This window comes from Aureibaculum algae (assembly GCF_006065315.1).
Classification (GTDB): domain Bacteria; phylum Bacteroidota; class Bacteroidia; order Flavobacteriales; family Flavobacteriaceae; genus Aureibaculum; species Aureibaculum algae.
In genome coordinates, this window is the sequence record NZ_CP040749.1 from 359834 (window position 1) to 379099 (window position 19266).

At 33.3% G+C, this 19266-nt stretch carries 9 protein-coding genes; all 9 read left to right on the forward strand.

Annotation, left to right across the window (positions count from 1 at the left end):
- Positions 1-435 precede the first annotated feature (435 nt).
- On the forward strand, positions 436-1365 hold the full coding sequence (locus tag FF125_RS01330) for a PorP/SprF family type IX secretion system membrane protein (protein WP_138948096.1): 930 nt from the start codon (positions 436-438) through the stop codon (positions 1363-1365).
- Positions 1366-1701: 336 nt separating this feature from the next.
- Positions 1702-9057: a T9SS type B sorting domain-containing protein gene (locus tag FF125_RS01335; RefSeq protein ID WP_138948097.1), complete on the forward strand. Its 7356-nt coding sequence runs from the start codon at positions 1702-1704 to the stop codon at positions 9055-9057.
- Positions 9058-9153: 96 nt separating this feature from the next.
- The gene (locus FF125_RS01340) at positions 9154-10083 is read left to right on the forward strand and encodes a PorP/SprF family type IX secretion system membrane protein (protein WP_138948098.1); all 930 of its coding nucleotides are present in this window, start codon (positions 9154-9156) and stop codon (positions 10081-10083) included.
- A 322-nt stretch (positions 10084-10405) separates the two neighbouring features.
- Positions 10406-12073, forward strand: a complete 1668-nt coding sequence (locus FF125_RS01345) for an OmpA family protein (protein ID WP_138948099.1) — start codon at positions 10406-10408, stop codon at positions 12071-12073.
- Between the two features lie 109 nt (positions 12074-12182).
- Positions 12183-13748 (forward strand): OmpA family protein, encoded by a 1566-nt coding sequence (locus tag FF125_RS01350; RefSeq protein ID WP_138948100.1) that lies wholly within the window; start codon positions 12183-12185, stop codon positions 13746-13748.
- A gap of 131 nt (positions 13749-13879) precedes the next feature.
- Positions 13880-17284 (forward strand): isoleucine--tRNA ligase, encoded by a 3405-nt coding sequence (gene ileS, locus FF125_RS01355; RefSeq protein ID WP_138948101.1) that lies wholly within the window; start codon positions 13880-13882, stop codon positions 17282-17284.
- Positions 17285-17289: 5 nt separating this feature from the next.
- A complete protein-coding gene (locus FF125_RS01360) occupies positions 17290-17670 on the forward strand; it encodes a TraR/DksA family transcriptional regulator (protein ID WP_138948102.1) in 381 nt (126 codons plus the stop codon).
- A 131-nt stretch (positions 17671-17801) separates the two neighbouring features.
- Positions 17802-18470 (forward strand): DUF4097 family beta strand repeat-containing protein, encoded by a 669-nt coding sequence (locus tag FF125_RS01365; protein WP_138948103.1) that lies wholly within the window; start codon positions 17802-17804, stop codon positions 18468-18470.
- Positions 18471-18512: 42 nt separating this feature from the next.
- Positions 18513-19244: a lipoprotein signal peptidase gene (locus FF125_RS01370; protein WP_138948104.1), complete on the forward strand. Its 732-nt coding sequence runs from the start codon at positions 18513-18515 to the stop codon at positions 19242-19244.
- The last annotated feature ends 22 nt before the right edge of the window (positions 19245-19266 follow it).

Here is a 19266-nt window from a genome sequence, read left to right on the forward strand (position 1 = left end):
AATATTTACGAGCACATTAATTGAAAAGTAAGGAACGGTATAATTTGTATATCAAGTAAATTATATAAGTAGAATATTTTTTTATCAATCACAAAATTTTATTTATAGTTATACGTTTTAAATTGGCATACTAGCGTTCTTTTTATTTGCTAGTGCAAAAAGTAATAAGTGGTATTATTAATTTTTTTTAGAAATAGATTATAAATTGAATACATCTTTTTTGTTATAAGGTTTTATTTATAGTCGCACCTCTTTTATCTTATATAATACAATTTTTAAGGTAGGAAATAATACAATACGATTGTTATAGTAACGAGTATATGTAATATATTAAGGAGTCTATGTTTCTAGTAAAATAAAATAACAGATAAGATGTCATTTAAAAGTATATGTGATATTCTACACTGCCTTAAAAGAATAATTAAAAAATAACAAATGAAATTAATATCATTAGTTTTACTAATAGCTTTAAGTTTAATAAGTGTTGCTGGTTTCGGTCAGCAAGACCCTCAGTACACACAATACATGTACAACATGAATATTGTAAATCCGGCTTATGCAGGATCACGAGGTACATTGAGCATAGGGTTATTAGGTAGAATGCAATGGGTTGGAATAGATGGAGCTCCCAAAACGGCTACTATGGCTATTCATGCTCCGTTGGGTAAAAACTTAGGAGGTGGTTTTTCAGCCATTTTAGACGAACATGGTCCTGTAAAAGAGACTAATGTTTTTGCAGATGTAAGTTATACAATTACCACTTCAGATGAAGGTAGATTAGCGTTTGGTTTAAAAGGAGGAGTTACCTTTTTTGATGTGGGTTTATTGTCTTTGGTGTTGCCTCAAACAGCACCAGGAGTAGATCCTTTATTTTCAGATAATGTGAATGAGACTTTACCAAATTTTGGAGCTGGGGTATATTATTATACTGATAAATTTTATTTAGGTTTGTCTGCTCCAAATTTATTAGAGACCAAGCATTTAGAGAAAGATAGCGGAACAATAAGTCAGGCTTCAGAAAAAATGCATTATTTTGGAACGGCGGGTTATGTATTTAACTTGTCTGAAACTTTAAAGTTTAAACCTTCAGTAATGGCTAAAGCTGTTTCGGGTTCACCATTATCTTTAGATGGTTCTTTAAACTTTTTATTTAATGATCGTTTAGAATTAGGAGCGAGTTATCGATTTGGAGATTCAGTAAGTGGTTTAATTAATTTTGGAGTAACTAGAGATTTACGTATCGGTTATGCTTATGATTATACAACTACAAATTTGGGGAATTATAACAGTGGTACTCATGAAGTATTTATGCAATGGGATATAGATTTTTCAAAGAAAAATTTAAAATCGCCGAGATTCTTCTAAAACTTGGGTTATTTCACGAATAATGTCTCATTTTTTGAATTAAAAATGAAGTATTTTTTAAATTGTTAAAATATAATAACAACTTCTTTACAATGTAAAAGAAAAGGCTAAACCTTATATCTATAAGGTTTAGCCTTTTCTTTTGTTGTTTAAATAAATTTTCATTTTAAATAGTTTTTAAAATATAGAGCCCTAAAATTCTTTTTTAACATTTTTTTATATATTTGTATTCATTGTAGAAATACGATTGGGACATTAAATTTTTGGGGAAAATCCTTGTATTTCTGTAAATAACTCTATAGACTACAATTTATACAACACTAAGTAAATATCATTATGAAAAAAGGTTACTTAACTACAATTTACGCAGTTTACGGTAAACAATTAAGACATGCAATAATGTCATTATTGTTTGTATTTGGTTTAGCAACTGTTAATTCCGTTTGTGCACAAACTAATGTTGATGCTTGGTCAACAACCGCCGTGCCTAACACATTAGATAGTCGTTTGGCTACAGGAGGAGAGACTTTAAATTTTGGAGCGGGTGATAGTAATAGTGTGGTAGATGTCGTGGTGGCTGGTGACGTTTACATGCCTGTTCCATCACCATTAACAATTACTTTAAGAAGAGTTGATAACGCTAATACAATTGGAAATGATTTTGATCCTTGGTATAGGGAGAGTCAAACTGGTTTTAATGAAGCTGCTAATAACTATACAGCACCGTATTTTGCAAATGTTAATGATGTGATCTCTGCAAATATTATTGATATAGGCCTTGACAATACATTTAATAATTCTACTTCTGTGCAGACTTCAAATGTAGAAAGGATTGATATTGTTTTTAATAGTCCAAGAATCCTGCGAAATATAGATCTACAAGCTGGATTTCCAATTTTTGAAAGAGGAGGGAGTGGGTTAGTAAGAGTAGCTGTTATCACTGGAGTTGATGGTTCAGGAAATCCAACTTCATATTCAAATGTAATTAGAAATGGTGGAGCTAATGAATATGGTCCTGATTTAACCACGAATTACACCTATGATTTGTTAACAAAGTTGGAATCAGCTCCTTTGTATACGTGGGCTGAGCCAGGATTTAATCAATCTATTAACGGAGTTTTTTTTAGTTGGGCAGATTTTGGACTTACAGCAGGTCAAACTGTTTATGGGTATTCTGTGGCTGATTTTGATGCCCCTTCAACCGCGGTTAATTTTTTAGATATAGCAAATTTTAGTACAGCGACTGACCAGGCCTACCCAAGTGGTGCAGATCTGATTTTCAACTTTCAGTATTTTGCTTCTGGTAATGATATTGATGGTGATGGAATTCCAGATTATGCCGATTTAGATAATGATAATGACGGTATTTTAGATACGGATGAAGGTGTATATACAAATAGAGACACGGATGGCGATACAATTCCTGATTATTTAGATAAAGATAGTGATAATGATGGTTGTTATGATGCATTAGAAGGTGATGGTGGGTATACCTTAGCTGATATAGATATTAGCATTGGTGGTTCATTAGGCTCTCTTACTTTTCCAGTTGATGCTAATGGTGTGCCTGGAGGTCTTGCTAATGCACAGAGTGCAACACCAGGGGTAATTGACCCAACTTTAGTTAGTTTGACTTGTGATACTGATGGTGATGGTATTTCACCTTTAGTTGATTTGGACAATGATAATGATGGAATTCTTAATACAGATGAAACTTGCGATCCTGTATTTTCCTTTAGTAATGGTGTTGGAGGAGCAACGCATACTCAAAATTTCAATAACCCTAGATCTGCTGTTTTTGATTTTACTGAATTAGATGATTCAGTTATTATTGATGTAAATGGTAGTCCAATACATGCAGCAGCAGGTTTGTCGGTTGAGTTGGCAAGTTTACAAGCTGGTTTTATGAACATGGTATTTCGTTCTGATAGTTCTGAAATAACAGATCCTTGGACTCCAAATGTTAATGGTTTACCTCGTTTTCGGATTGCGATAGATCGATTTGGTGTGGTAAGAGCATATGGTAGTAGAACAACTACTTCCACTTTTTTAGCAAGAATGATTCCAGCAGATGGTTCTTCTTTTAATACTGTAGGTTGGACTACTGGTTCAATTCCTATTACAATTCAAAACCCTAATGGAGTAGGTATAGATGCAAGTGCTGGGTCTTTAACGGTGTTCTGTGATTCTGATGAAGATGGTATTCCAAATGCATTAGACTTAGATTCTGACAATGACGGTATTACTGATACAACGGAAGCTGGAGGAGTAGATGCTAATGGAGACGGAATTGTAGATGGTTTTACTGACAATAACGACGATGGTTTAGATGATAACACAGCATTATCACCGCTTCCAGTACCTAATACAGATGGTGATTCAGTGCCAGATTATTTAGATTTAGACTCCGATAATGATGGAATAACAGATGTAACAGAAGCAGGAGGAGTAGATTTAGATGGAGACGGAATAATAGATGGCTTTACAGACACTGATGGCAACGGACTTGATGATGCTACTGAAACAACACCTTTGCCTGTTCCAAGTTCAGATGGAGATGCGGTGCCAGATTATTTAGATTTAGATTCTGACGATGACGGTATAAATGACATTGTTGAGGCAGGTGGAGTTGATTTAAATGATGACGGAATCGTAGATGGATTTGCTGATTCAAATAATGATGGGTTAGATGATACTACAGCAGCTACCCCATTACCTGTTGGAGATAAAGACAATGATGGAATACCTAATTATGTGGATTTAGATTCAGATAATGATGGAATTCTTGATGCTACTGAAGGTGAAAATGATTTTGATAACGATGGCTTACCAAATTATTTAGATTTAGACTCAGATGCTGATGGTATTTCTGATGTTATTGAAGCTGGTGGTGTAGATATTGATGGTGATGCTCATGTTGATTATGCAACATCTGGTGATCCTAGTACACTTAATGATGCAAATAATAATGGATTGCTTGATGCTTTAGAAGGTACACCTTTACCAATTCCAAATACTGACGGTACATTCGGAGCAGATTATCTTGATATTGACGCTGACGATGATGGTATCGTTGATGATATCGAAGGTCAAACTACTGCTGATTATAGATCTCCTTCAGGCGTTGATACTGATAACGATGGTCTAGATGATAATTATGACGGAGATAATGGAAATACCATTGGAGTAATTGATGCTCTTGATCCAAATGGAGCAATCGTACCTACAAATACAGATGGAACTGATAATCCAGATTATACAGATACTGATTCTGATAATGATGGAGATTTAGATAGTTTAGAAGGTTGGGATACTGATAATGATGGTACTGCCAATATAACACCTACTGGTGCTGATGCTGATGCTGATGGATTGGATAATGCTTATGATACAGATGATTCTGTTTTAGATGCAACAAATGGAGGTACGTTACCAACAGATTTTCCTGATTTTGATACTCCTGGTGGTGAACCAGATTGGAGAGAGGCTTTAGATATAGATTGGGATAATGATGGTGTTAATGATATTGTTGACTCAGATTCAGATAATGATGGTATTCCTGATATTATTGAAACGGGAGGTAATGATCCTTATGGAGATGAAGACGGTGATGGTATTGAAAATTGGATGGATACTACAGATGATGGTAATGCTGGAGATAGCAGTGTTACAGATTACACAGATTTAGATGGAAACGGAATTCCTGATGTATATGACATAGACGGAGATGGTGTACCGAATCATTTAGATTTAGATTCAGACAATGACGGTATTTACGATATCGTAGAATCAGGTCAAATAGACGATCTTAATAATATTGTTGATGTAGATAATGATGGTGTCATAGACGCTGCCAACTCAGGTACAGTTGGTACAAATGGATTATTTGATCCTTTAGAAGATGCACCTGATAGTGGTAATTTAGCAAACCTAACCGCTGATTCTGATGCGGATGGTATTCCTGATTCTAATGAAATAGATGCTGATAATGATGGATGTAACGATGTTCTCGAAGCTGGTTTTACAGATGGAGATTTAAATGGTTTATTAGGTAATGGTACATTTGGTGCAGGCTTATTCGTTGATGTAAATGGTGTGGTTACGAGTGGAATCGATGGTTATACTGTTCCAGACGATTTAGATGCTAATTCAGTTTATGATTTTCAACAGTCTAGTTTAGGCGTTCCTGTTATAAACACAAACCCTATAAGTCAAACGTTAATTATTAATGCTAACGTTACTTTTAGTACTGATCTATTGGCTACAATTACATACCGATGGTACGAAAGTACAAATGGAGGTACATCTTGGACTGCAATAACGAATGGAGGTGCGAGTCCTGCATATAGTAATGCAACAACAGACGCCTTAACTTTAACAGGAGTTCCTGCTAGTTATGATGGCTATCAATACAGAGTTATACTTTCATCACCAGCATTTACTTGTGATAGTAATTGGACATCTGCTCCTGCTGTATTGAGTTTATTCCCTGATAATGATAGTGATGGTGTTCCAAATTACTTAGATTTAGATTCAGACAATGATGGTATTCCAGATACAGTTGAATCAGGAGGAGTTGATCCTTATGCAGATATAGACGCAGATGGAATTCCAGCATATTTAGATGATGATGATAATGACAATACTGTTGGAGACGATAATGGTGTTATTGAACCAGCATTTGATTCTGACGGAGATGGCATACCAAATTATTTGGATTTAGATTCAGACAATGACGGAATTTATGACTTAGTAGAATCAGGTCAATTAGATCCTCTTAATAATATTGTTGATGTAAATAATGACGGTATTATCGATGCTGCAAATTCAGGTACTGTTGGTACAAACGGATTATTTGATCCTTTAGAAGATGCACCTGATAGTGGTAATTTAGCAAACCTAACTGATGATTCAGATGCTGATGGCACACCTGACTCTAACGAAATAGATGCAGATAATGATGGTTGTAATGATGTTCGTGAAGCTGGCTTTACAGATGGAGATTTAAATGGACTGTTAGGTAATGGTACAATTGGTGCTGGTTTATTAGTTGATGCAAATGGAGTTGTTACGAGTGGGGTTGATGGTTATACTATACCAGATGATTTAGATTTGAATTCAGTTTATGATTTTCAACAAGCTAGTTTAGGTATTCCTTTAGTTAATACCGATCCATTAAGTCAAACTATAGTAATTAATTCTAATGTTACTTTTAGTACTGATATCTTAGCTGAAATTACATATCAATGGTACGAAAGTACAGATGGAGGTGCAACTTGGGCAGCAATAACTAATGGAGGTGCCAGCCCAGTTTACAGTAATGCAACAACTGATGCATTAACTTTAACTGGAGTTCCTTTAAGTTATGATGGTTATCAATATAGAGTACTATTATCATCACCAGTATTTGTTTGTGATAGTAACTGGACATCTGCTCCAGCTACTTTAAACTTATTCCCTGATAATGACGGAGATGGTATTCCAGATATTTCTGATTTAGATGATGATAACGATGGAATTCCTGATACTATAGAAGGTGTTCTTGATACTGACGGAGATGGTATTTTAGACCAATTTGATTTAGATTCAGATAATGATGGTATTTATGATGTAGTAGAATCAGGTCAATTAAACGGTACTACTGTAGTTGATTTAAATAATGACGGAATTTTAGATGGTAATACAGTCGATTTTGGAACAAACGGATTATTAGACTTGATAGAATCTGATGATACTACAGCTGCAACACTTACAAATGCTACTGCTGATTCAGATGGTGATAGCATACCTGATTCATTAGAATTAGATGCTGATAATGATGGTTGTAATGATGTAACCGAAGCAGGTCTAGTAGATGTTGATAGTAGTGGTAGATTAGGTAGTGATACTGGTTTAACAGTTGATGCTAATGGTTTAGTTAATACTCCAGGAACTACGGGTTATACTACACCTAACGATTTAGATAATAACAGTGTATTTGATTTCCAAGAAGCTGGTCTTGCCGTGCTGCCAATCGCAACACAACCATTGGATGATGTAATAGTTGTGAACGCAAATACTAGTTTTAGTGTTGATATACAAAGTACAATTACGTATCAATGGCAAATGAGTACAGATGCTGGTGTTAATTGGTCTAACATTTCTAATGGAGGAACTGTTCCTACAGTTACAGGAGCAACCTCAGATGAATTAACATTAACTATGGTGCCATTAGAATATAATGGTTATATGTATCGAGTGGTTTTATCTTCACCAGCTTTCGCTTGTGATACAAATGTAATTTCCGATCCAGCGTTATTAACCGTATATCCTGACTTTGATGGTGACGGTGTTGGTGATCCAATTGATTTAGATGATGATAATGACGGTATTCCAGATTTGATGGAATTTGAAGGGTTAGATCCTTTAGCGGATAATGACTTAGATGGTGTTCCAGCTTATCTAGATGATAATGATAATAATATATCTGTTGGTGATGCGAATGATGATGTAGAGTCTGAATATGACTTTGATGGTGACGGTATTGCAAATCACTTTGATTTAGATGCTGATGGCGATGGTATTCTAGATGTTGTTGAAGCAGGTAATGCTGATTTAGATGCTGATAATGATGGTGTAATTGATGGTGTTCCAGCTGACTTCGGAATAAACGGTCTTTTTGATCCAATTGAAACTGACGATACATTATTGGCAGATATCAATTATGTTCCTTGGAATTCTGATGGAGATTCTCAATTGAACTTCTTAGATATTGATGATGATAACGATGGAATCTTAACAGTAGTAGAAACAGCTGTTGATTCAGATGGAGATACACACCCTAATTATTTAGACTTAGACGCTGATGATGATGGTATTCCTGATAATGTGGAGGGTCAAACTACAGCAGATTATACTAGTCCTTTAGGTGTTGATGCTAATGGCGATGGTTTAGATGATGCTTATGGTCTTGGTCTTACACCAATAAATACGGATGGTGCAGATCAACCAGATTATTTAGATACAGATTCGGATAATGATGCTGTTCCTGATAGTATTGAAGGTCATGATTATGATGCTAATGGAGAGCCAGATGTTTATCCTAGTGGAAATGATGACGATAATGATGGTTTAGATGATGCATATGATGGTTCTATAGGTGACTTTGCAGATCCTAACGGACTGTCAGTTGACACAGATCCAGCAACTGACTTACCTAATAGAGATGAGGCTTTAGAAGCGGATGTTAACACAGCTGGTTTAGTAACTGGAGATAGTGAAGTTGACTATAGAGATATTGATGATGATGGTGACGGTATAAATACAATTGATGAAGATGGAGATAAAGATGGTGATCCAACCAATGATAATTGTGATGAAGATGCTTATCCTGATTATTTAGATCCAACATCTTGTACTATTATCCCTGACGGATTCTCACCTAATGGTGATGGTGATAATGACTTATTAGTTGTACCTGCCTTAGCACAATACAAAGACTTCGAAATGGAGGTTTATGATAGATGGGGTAATATTGTCTATGAATATGATAATAATGGAAGAGCGATGCCACTTTGGTGGGATGGTTATTCAAGTGGAACAATGACCATTAGTAAAGGCAATAAAGTACCTGTTGGAACATACTACTACATTATTAAGTATAATGAAGCCGGACTTGAGCCAATTGCAGGTTGGGTATATATAAACTATTAAATAAATAAATTTATGTTCTAGGAGTATTAAACCTACTTCTAGAGCATCTTTTAAACAGTTACGGGAATAAATTTCTTTAAAAATTAAAGTAAAATTATGCGAAAATTATCATCATTTTTACTCATAGTATTAAGTTTAGTAAGCATTACTGGGTTTAGTCAACAAGATCCTCAGTATACACAATACATGTATAACATGAATATTGTGAATCCGGCTTATGCAGGTTCTAGAGGAACCTTGAGTATAGGCTTATTAGGTAGATTACAATGGGTTGGTATTGAAGGAGCTCCTAAAACAGCTACTATGGCTATTCATGCCCCATTGGGTAAAAACTTAGGAGGTGGTTTTTCAGCCATTTTAGACGAGCATGGTCCTGTAAAGGAGACGAATGTTTTTGCAGATGTAAGTTATACAATAAACACATCTGAAGAAGGAAGATTGGCCTTCGGATTAAAAGGAGGAATTACCTTTTTTGATGTAGGTTTATTGTCGTTGGTATTGCCACAAACAGCACCGGGAGTAGATCCTTTATTTTCAGATAATATAAATGAGACCTTGCCAAATTTTGGAGCTGGTGTTTATTATTATACAGATAAGTTTTATATTGGTTTATCAGCACCAAATTTATTAGAAACTAAACATTTAGAGAAAGATAATGGAACAATAAGTAAAGCTTCGGAAAAGATGCATTATTTTGGTACAGTAGGTTATGTATTTAACTTGTCTGAAACATTAAAGTTTAAACCTTCCGTAATGGCAAAAGCAGTAACAGGCTCACCATTATCTTTAGATGCCAATGCCAACTTTTTATTCAATGATAGATTGGAGTTGGGTCTAGGTTATAGGTTTGGTGATTCAGTAACGGGTCTAATTAACTTTGGAATTACAAGAGATTTAAGATTGGGTTATGCCTATGATTATACAACCACTAATTTAGGAAATTACAACAGTGGTACTCATGAAGTATTTGTACTATGGGATATAGATTTTTCAAAGAAAAATTTGAAATCACCTAGATTTTTCTAATAAAGTAAGAGATTAAAAAATAGAATTCGAATTGTTCTTAGTCATAAATGAACAATTTGGGTAAAGGGAAAAGTAAATTAAAATAACTCTATAACAACCATAATTTATTTACAGTATTTTACATTATTTTTAGGGTTAATAGATTTTTAGGATAATTTAATATTAAATTATTTTACCTAAACAATACTATAACTATATATGATGACGTTATTAGAGGTAATAATTAGAATTTTTAACATTTTCTAATTTGCATAATTGTAGGCAATTGTGCTTAAAAGCTATGAAAAAGGCAAAATGTTAATAGAAAATAAATAACCTAATAATGAAAAAATATCTTGTAATAGTTTTATTGCTAAGTGTAGTATGTCTTTATGCCCAAGATGGCGGTGGTAAATTTTCCATAAATAATTTAGAAGTTAACACAGAACAATCTGAATTCGGTACCGCTTTTCACGGAACTGATAAACTGGTTTTTGCAGCACCCAGACGTGGTTTTAGAGTCATCCGAGATGTATGGGAACCAAATGGACAACGCTTTTTAGATTTATATGAAGGTGATATTAGTGAAGATGGTTCAATAGCAAATAAAAGAAAGCTTAAAGGAGAAGTTAATTCTCGATACCACGAAGCTAGTGTAACTTTTACTAAAGATGGTAAAACTGTTTATTTTACAAGAGATAATTACTACAATAAAAAATTAGGAATAGACAATCAAGGGTATACAAACTTGGCTATGTTTAAAGCCACTGTAAATAATAAAGGGGAATGGATTAACATTATACCAATGCCTTTTAATAATGTTGAATATTCAGTAGGTCATCCAGCACTTAGTGATGATGAAAAGACATTGTATTTCACTTCAAATATGCCAGGTACTTTAGGCGAAACAGATATTTTTAAAGTAGAAGTTAATGAAAGTGGTTTTGGCAATCCTGAAAATTTAGGGCCAAAAGTTAATTCTAAAGCTAAAGATTGGTTTCCATTTGTAGATGGAGACATACTATACTTTTCATCAACAAGAAGTGGTGGAAAAGGAGGTATTGATATATATGCAAGTAAATTAAAGGGGTATATAACAAATCCAGTAAATTTAAGTATCAATTCTGCAGGAGATGACTTTGCTTTTATTATAAATGGCGAAACAAGAAAAGGATATTTTTCTTCAAATAGAGAAGAAGGGAGTAAAGGAGATGATGATATTTATTCGTTTATAGAAGAAGAAGCAGTAGATTTTAAATGTTTACAAATGGTTACTGGCGATGTAAGAGATAAAATTTCTACTAGCTTATTGGCAGGTTCTGAGGTTATTTTAAGTGATAAAGACGGAAATGTGATTGAAACCGTGATTGTTAAAGAAGATGCTACTTTTTCGTTTGAAGTAACGTGTGAAACTGAATTTAAGTTAGAAGGTAAGAAGATTGGATTTGCACCTCAATCGATTTCCTTTACCACTTCTAATGATGTTGATAAAGAATTAAAAATGCCATTGTTGTTAGGTGCGGGTAATATGAATTATGCGGGTAACGGTAATAATAACGGAACTCAAGGAACACAAGGAGAGGGTGTTGATAGAAAACCAGAAGGTTTACCAGATGTGTTACCAGATGAAATAGTAAGACTACCTTCAGGAAATTATGGTGTAAATATTGAACCTATATATTTTGATTTAAATTCTTCATACTTAAGTAAATCAGCCAAGACTGAATTACAAAAGGTGGTTGATTTAATGAATAAATATCCAAAAATGATTATTGAAGCTGCTTCTCACACGGATTCAAGAGCTCCGGCAGGATATAATATTTGGTTATCAAACAACAGAGCCAAAAGAACTGTAGAGTATATCATTGGAAGAGGTATTGACTATTCAAGAATAACAGGAAAGGGTTATGGAGAAACGCAATTAGTGAATGAATGTGATGATAACACTCCGTGTACGGATGCACAACATCAGCAAAATAGACGGTCTGAATTTGTAATTATCAGAATGTAATTAAAACATATAAAACAAAAAAACCTTCAAATATTTTGAAGGTTTTTTCGTTTACATAGTGTTATACTTTGGCATAACGTTTGAATTATACAAACAAGATATTACCCCAATGAGAACCCTAATAAATATATTTTTTATTGTAAGTACCCTTTTTTCTTTTGCACAAATTGAAAGAGCAGACTCTATTAAAGGTGCAGAGTATAGTATTAAAAACCTTAAGGTTAATACCAAATATCAAGATTTTGGTTCCACTTTTATGGGTAAAGATAAAATCGTTTTTTCTTCAAGTAGAAAAACAGCAGGGTTGTCAAACAGAAAATGGAAAGATAATGATCAACCTTTTTTAAATTTATATATCGGTGATCTAAATAATCAAGGAGAAATTACAAATGTAAAACCATTTTCAAGTGATGTAAACTCAAAATATCACGATGCGTTTGTTGCTTTTACACCTGATTTGAAAGAAGTTTATTTTACCTCAAATAACTATATGGGTGGTAAACTAAAATCTGATGGGCTTAAAATATTTAGAGCGGCTATAGGTGAAAAAGGACATTGGGAAGATTTTTCTTCACTACCTTTTAATGATGATGATTATGATACAGGGCACCCGATGATAAGTGCTGATGGTAAAAAGCTGTACTTTGTTTCTAATATGCCAGGAACAATGGGCGATACTGATATTTTTGTAGTAGATTTAAACCAAGGACATTATGGAAAAATCATTAATTTAGGTAAAACAATTAATTCTAAATATAAAGAATACTCACCCTATATTGATGGTGATGTTATTTATTTCTCTTCTAATAGACCAGGAGGTAAAGGTGGTTTTGACATTTATATGACAAAATTAGACGGTTCAATCCCCGAACCTATAAATTTAGGAGAACCTATGAATAGTAAAGGAGACGATATCTCTTTTATTATAGATAGTGATAAACTGCAAGGGTATTTTTCATCCAATAGAAATGGGGGAATGGGTGACGATGATATTTATTCATTTAAGCAAAAAACAACAATAGCTATTTGTGATCAGATTGCTACAGGTATTATTAAAGATAAAGTTACAGGAAATAGAGTGGGTAATGCTTTTGTTGCGTTAATTGACGAAGAGGGGAATCGCATTCGTAAAATTGAAACCGCTTTTGATGGTGCTTATTATTTTGGAGTTGATTGTGCTGAAAATTACACCATAGAAGTTACAAAAAATGGATACTTTAGTAATACTATAAATTTAAGTACTTCTCATAAAAATGGTTATGATAACAATGAGGTTATCTTTATTGAAGAGAAAGAGTTTATGAACAGAAAAGATTATGAAATCTTAAATGTTCCAAATATTACGTTTACAATAAATACAGCAGAAATTACCGAAGCTTCAGAAAGAGCATTAGAAAAAGTAATGCGATTGATGAGTAAATATCCGAAAATGGTCATTGAATTTGGTGCACATACGGACTCAAGAGGTCCAGATGCTTATAATTTAAGCTTAACTAAAAGTAGAGCTGCCGCTACAGTAGACAATCTTATTGAAAAAGGCTTAGACCCTCGTAGAATAACCGGCAAAGGGTATGGAGAAACAGAGTTACTTAATAAATGTGCCAATGACGTAAAATGTACGGAACTGGAACATTTAGAAAATAAACGAACAGAATTTGTGGTGATAAGAAAATAATAAAATCAAACGAATATATAATTATAAAAGAGCATGTTAAGAAATTTTTAAGATGCTTTTTTTTTGTGTCTATAAATCAATATTTTCAATAAAATACGTAATTTCGCGACTCGAAAGAATTTTGTAAGAAAATGAGTACGCCATTTAAAGAATATAAAGGTTTAGACCTATCGAAAGTAGCAGATGAAACCCAACAATTTTGGGAAGAAAACGATATATTTCAAAAAAGTATTAGTTCGCGTGATGCGAATAAACCATTTGTGTTTTACGAAGGGCCACCATCTGCAAATGGTTTGCCAGGTATCCATCATGTTATGGCTCGTACTATTAAAGATTTGTTTTGTAGGTATAAAACCTTACAAGGCTATCAAGTAAAGCGTAAAGCAGGTTGGGATACCCATGGTTTGCCAATTGAACTAGGTGTAGAAAAAGAATTAGGTATTACCAAAGAGGATATTGGTAAAAAAATATCAGTGGAAGAATATAACGAAGCTTGTAAAAAAGCAGTAATGCGTTATACCGATGTCTGGGAAGAGCTGACTAGAAAAATGGGGCATTGGGTAGATATGAACGACCCGTATGTAACTTATAAACCAAAATATATAGAATCTGTTTGGTGGTTACTAAAAGAGATTTACAATAAGGGTTTAATGTATAAAGGCTATACGATTCAACCCTATTCACCTAAAGCTGGAACAGGATTGAGCTCACACGAGTTAAATCAACCAGGTACATATCAAGATGTAACGGATACCACAGTAGTTGCACAGTTTAAAGTGATACCTGATACATTACCAGACCTTTTAAAAGGGTTTGATAATTTATACATGATAGCTTGGACTACCACTCCATGGACTTTGCCGAGTAATACCGCATTAACTGTAGGTAATAAAATTGATTACGTGGTAGTTTCAACGTATAATCAGTACACTTTTGAACCTATCAAAGTAATTCTTGCTAAAAAATTGGTGGGTGGACAGTTTGCAGGGAAGTTTGTAGAAGTAGAATCTGAAAATGAGTTGACGAATTATAAAGAAGGTGATAAAAAGATTCCTTACAAAATCATTGCCGAATGTAAAGGTGCTGATTTGATTGGTGTTAAGTACGAACAATTATTGCCTTATGCGTTACCTTATCAAAACCCAGAAAATGCATTTAGAGTTATTGCTGGTGATTTTGTAACCACTGAAGACGGTACCGGTATTGTACATACAGCTCCTACTTTTGGTGCAGATGATGCCATGGTTGCAAAACAAGCGGAACCAGAAATTCCACCAATGTTGGTGTTAGATGAAAATGGAAATCCCGTTCCGTTAGTAAATTTACAAGGTAAATTTAGACCAGAAATGGGTGAGTATGCCGGTAAATATGTAAAGAATGAATATTACGATGATGGTACAGCTCCTGAACGTTCTGTTGATGTGGAATTAGCAATCAAGCTAAAAGAAGAAAACAAAGCTTTTAAGGTTGAAAAATACAAGCACAGTTATCCAAACTGTTGGCGTACTGATAAACCAATATTATATTATCCTTTAGATTCTTGGTTTGTAAAGGTATCTGATAAGAAGGATAGAATGTATGAATTGAATCAATCAATTAATTGGAAACCGAAATCAACTGGTGAAGGCCGTTTTGGAAATTGGTTGAAAAATGCTAATGATTGGAATTTATCTCGTTCAAGATTTTGGGGAATTCCACTTCCTATTTGGAGAACAGAAGATGGTAAAGAAGAAATAATAATAGGTTCTGTAGAAGAGCTGAAAGCTGAAATGAAAAAAGCAGTTGAAGAAGGATTTATGGATGCTGATATTTTTGCCAATTTTGAAGTTGGTAACATGGATGAAGAAAATTACGATCTATTAGATCTCCATAAAAATATAGTAGACAAAATTACATTGGTTTCGACAACAGGGAAACCAATGGAACGTGAATCTGACTTAATTGATGTTTGGTTTGATTCAGGTTCTATGCCTTATGCACAATGGCATTATCCATTTGAGAACAAAGAATTAATTGACGAAAATAAATTTTATCCTGCAGATTTTATTGCAGAAGGTGTAGATCAAACCAGAGGATGGTTTTATACGTTACATGCTATTGGAACATTAGTGTTCGATTCAAATGCGTATAAAAATGTTGTGTCTAACGGATTGGTATTAGATAAAGAAGGTAAAAAAATGTCAAAGCGTTTAGGTAACGCTGTTGATCCTTTTGAGACCATGAAGACACATGGTGCAGATGCCACACGTTGGTACATGATTTCAAATGCGAACCCTTGGGATAATTTAAAATTTGATATCGAGGGTATAGAAGAAGTAAGACGTAAATTTTTTGGAACGCTGTATAATACCTACTCTTTTTTTACTTTATATGCCAATATTGATAAATTTGCTTATACTGAAGACGATATAGATATCAATAAGAGACCAGAAATTGACCGTTGGGTACTTTCTGAACTAAATACATTGATTAAGAATGTAGAAGAGTATTATAATGATTATGAACCTACCAAAGCAGCAAGAGCCATACAGAATTTTGTAACAGAAAATTTGAGCAACTGGTTTGTGCGTTTAAGTAGAAGACGTTTTTGGAAAGGAGATTATCAACAAGATAAGATATCGGCATATCAAACATTGTATACATGTTTGTTAACCGTTGCAAAATTAAGTTCGCCAATTGCACCTTTTTATATGGATCAATTGTACAAAGACCTTACTAATGTAACAAGTGGTAATGAACCAGAATCAATACATTTAGCAGAATTCCCTAAATATGATGCCTCTTTTATTGATTCAGCTTTAGAAAGAAAAATGCAAAAAGCACAAGCTATATCTTCGATGGTCTTATCATTACGTAAAAAGGAAATGATAAAAGTGCGTCAACCATTACAACGTATAATGATTCCCGTTTTAGGAGATCAAGATAGAGAAGATATTGAAGCCGTTGAAGAGTTGATAAAATCTGAAGTAAATGTAAAAGCTATTGAATTGATTGATGATGCTTCAGGAATTTTAGTAAAAAATATCAAACCGAATTTTAAGGTATTAGGTCCTAAATTTGGAAAAGATATGCGTTTTGTAGCGGCTGAAATTGGAAAATTAACACAAGATGATATTGCCACTATCGAAAAAGAAGGCGAAATTTCTTTAGAAATAGGAGAAAAAACCTTATGTTTAACCATAGATGAAGTGGAAATATCATCACAAGACATAGAGGGATGGCTAGTTATTAACCAAGGCAATTTAACTGTAGCTTTAGACGTTACTATTTCTGAAGAATTGCGTAAAGAAGGTATTGCCAGAGAGTTAGTTAATCGAATTCAGAATTTAAGAAAAGAATCTGGATTGGAAGTAACTGATAAAATAAAATTAAAAATAGAAAAAGATGGTATAGTTGATGATGCCATTTTAGCAAATGCAACCTATATTAAAAATGAAACATTAACGAACGAGTTACTTTTAGAAGATAAAGTAATTGATGGTATAGAAATTGTATTTGATAATGTAAATACAAAATTATTAATTCAAAAAAATTAATCAATATGAATGAGAATAAAGAAAGATATTCAGATGCTGATTTGAATGAATTTAAAGAAATCATCTTGAAAAAGATTGAAAATGCAAAAGAAGATTTAGCATTAATTAATAGTGCCTATAAAAACGACAGTAATAATGGCACTGATGATACTTCGCCAACGTTCAAAGCGTTTGAAGAAGGATCAGAGACTATGTCAAAAGAATCTAATGTACAATTGGCAATTCGTCAAGAAAAGTTTATCAGAGACTTGAAGAACGCCTTGTTGCGAATAGAAAACAAGACTTACGGTATCTGTCGTGTAACAGGAAAACTAATTCAAAAAGGACGTTTGAAATTAGTACCACATGCTACACTTAGCATAGAAGCAAAAAACATGCAATCATAACTAAGGGCTTCCAATCGGAAGCCTTTTTTATTACTATACATATAGGTTGCCATTTATTGTGGTCAAGTTTAGAATAAACTCTTGGTACTCGCAATTAAAAAGCTTAAATACAAGGATAGATTTAACAAAAATTGAAAATACTATTTTACATATCTGTTTTGTTAATTTCTTCATCTATTAGTGCTCAAAAAAAGGTGCTAAAGGAAGTTGACTTTAATAATCAAAATATTGAAGTGCAATTTGAGGATATTGATTTATTAGAGATTGTTGAAGCAGAGGAACAAAAAATAAGTATTTCAATGGTCGATTATGTTGAAAATCCTACACAATTAGAAATTGAAAATGTTGGAAATAATATTAGAATTATTTCTAAAAGTATAATTCCTTTTGAACCAAATTCAAAAACTGAAAAATTTTGTTACCTGCAACCATTATTTTCTTCTTATAAACTTTCGCTACCCAAAGGGTGTGATGTTGAAATTAGTTATAAAAATGGGAATATTGAAGTGGTAAGTTTTAATGGTAGTATGAATCTCAGATTGCATACTGGCGATGTGAAAATTGATGATTTCAAGGGAAGTATAACTTCCGAATTACTATCTGGAAATATCAATGCAACAATTAGAGACACCGAGGTGAATATTATATCTAATCATGGAGAAATTACAACTACTTTTCCTTCAGACCAATGGCAAAAGACAGACAATTCTTTAAAAGGGATTTTAGGAATTAATAATAATTTGTTAAAGGTACAATCTATCAATGCAAATATTACCCTTAAGACTATTGAAACTCAATAATATTCTTATTTTTGCTAAACTTTTTAGAAAAAGACTTCGTTGATGAAAAAAGCCGTTATTATAATTGTAATCATTCTATTGATAGATCAATGGAGTAAAATCTATATCAAAACACATTTTGTTTTGGGAGATGATTTTAAAGTGTTGGGTTTAGATTGGTTTAGAATTCACTTTATTGAGAATTACGGCATGGCTTGGGGAACAGAATTTGGAGGTTCTAATGGTAAGTTGTTTTTAACCTTTTTCCGTTTAATAGCTATTGTAGGTATTGGCTACTGGTTATATTCAGCTGTAAAATCAAATGGTCATAAAATATTAATTGTTGCCATAGCGTTTATTTTTGCAGGAGCATTAGGTAATATTATTGACTCTGTGTTTTATGGCGTTTTATTTGGTGACAGTCATGGAACATTAGCAACATTTTTACCTGAAGAAGGTGGTTATGGTACTTTATTTCATGGTAAAGTTGTCGATTTATTTTATTTTCCAATCGTAGAAAATGCTCAATTACCTTCTTGGATTCCTGAGATTAATTTTAATTGGCCCGATTGGATACCTGGTATTGGAGGTAATAACTTTTCTTTATTTGTAGATAGAAATTTTACCTTTTTTCAGTATATTTTTAACGTCGCTGATGCATCAATTACGGCAGGAGTCGGGTTACTACTAATTTTCAATAAAAAGGTTTTTCCTAAAAAGGAGAAAGTTGAAGAACCTAAAAATTTTATTGAACCACCTGTTGTGGTAACACATTATGAAAAGCCAAAATCATAATTTTAAAATGGAGTTAATTTCT

Coding starts and splice junctions, on each gene's coding strand:
- FF125_RS01330 (WP_138948096.1), top strand. CDS start 436: ATGAAATTAATATCATTAGTTTTACTAATAGCTTTAAGTTTAATAAGT.
- FF125_RS01335 (WP_138948097.1), top strand. CDS start 1,702: ATGAAAAAAGGTTACTTAACTACAATTTACGCAGTTTACGGTAAACAA.
- FF125_RS01340 (WP_138948098.1), top strand. CDS start 9,154: ATGCGAAAATTATCATCATTTTTACTCATAGTATTAAGTTTAGTAAGC.
- FF125_RS01345 (WP_138948099.1), top strand. CDS start 10,406: ATGAAAAAATATCTTGTAATAGTTTTATTGCTAAGTGTAGTATGTCTT.
- FF125_RS01350 (WP_138948100.1), top strand. CDS start 12,183: ATGAGAACCCTAATAAATATATTTTTTATTGTAAGTACCCTTTTTTCT.
- ileS (WP_138948101.1), top strand. CDS start 13,880: ATGAGTACGCCATTTAAAGAATATAAAGGTTTAGACCTATCGAAAGTA.
- FF125_RS01360 (WP_138948102.1), top strand. CDS start 17,290: ATGAATGAGAATAAAGAAAGATATTCAGATGCTGATTTGAATGAATTT.
- FF125_RS01370 (WP_138948104.1), top strand. CDS start 18,513: ATGAAAAAAGCCGTTATTATAATTGTAATCATTCTATTGATAGATCAA.